Annotated in this window: 1 protein-coding gene; it reads left to right on the top strand. The window is 50.9% G+C overall.

Annotation, left to right across the window (positions count from 1 at the left end; genetic code table 11):
• Nucleotides 1-33: 33 nt before the first annotated feature.
• Nucleotides 34-1,023, top strand: a 990-nt coding sequence (locus RC85_RS25990; protein WP_202907978.1) for a Calx-beta domain-containing protein, incomplete at its 3' end; no start/stop codon positions are given.

Below are 1,023 nucleotides of genomic sequence, written 5' to 3'. Positions count from 1 at the left end.
GATGCCTACAACCTGGCAGCCGGAACTTCACCGATGGATCCGGACTCGTTCGACTTCGATGCCGGTGCGGGCGAAGTGACCTTCTATGGTGATAGTGTCCAAACGGCACCGACGTTGACCATCGATCTCAATACGTTTGAGGACGACGGCTTCGAGCAAGGTGCAGGAGCACTCAAGCACCTGTCGAATTTCGTTGAACCAAACGAAGATTTCACGGTTTCGATTTCCGATCCGCAATTCAATGGAGTTTCTGCGACTCCAGAGATTACCGCGACGGGACCCAATACTGTTATGACGACAATCGTGGACAATGACACTACTGAAGTTTCGATCATGAAACTCAATGATGCTCAGGAAGGCAACGATGGCGATCTGACCAACGAAGCGATCATTGATGGTCGATTCAAGATCTCTCTGTCCAATCCAAGTCAGAACACGATCACCGTGACGCTGACCGATGGACTCGGCAGCCTCATCATCAACAACGGTACGGCTTCCAACAATGGAGTCCCAACACCAGGTGGTGATGACTATGCCAACAGCTCGCTGTCGGATGTCACGTTCTCACCTGGTAGCGTGTTAGAGATTGCTTCCGTTGATGTTAAAGATGACATGGTGGTCGAAGGAACCGAGACGGTCATTGCCACAGTGACTTCCATCACCGACGTAACCGGAACACTTAATCCGGGTGCCATTTCGATATCGTCAACTGACGAAGCCTCGCTGGACATCATCGATGACGATTCGGCTGTCTTGACGGTTGTTGACATGACCGAAGACGAAGAGACCGGAATGATCACGTTCACAGTAGAGCTTGATAAAGATGTTCAAGATGGCTTCTCGGTTGATTACAGCGTGACCGACGTTTCTACCGAGGCAGCCGATTTCACGGGTGCTCTGACCGGTACCTTGAATTTCGCGGGTACGGCAGGTGAAACGGAAACGTTCACTATTGGCATCAATGATGACATGATTGTTGAAGGCGATGAGACGTTTACCGTAAACCTTGGCAACGTCGTCCCG

This window comes from Rubripirellula obstinata (assembly GCF_001642955.1).
GTDB lineage: Bacteria > Planctomycetota > Planctomycetia > Pirellulales > Pirellulaceae > Rubripirellula > Rubripirellula obstinata.
The sequence above is the reverse complement of the archived record's forward strand: the minus strand, read 5'-3'. Positions and strand labels throughout refer to the sequence as shown.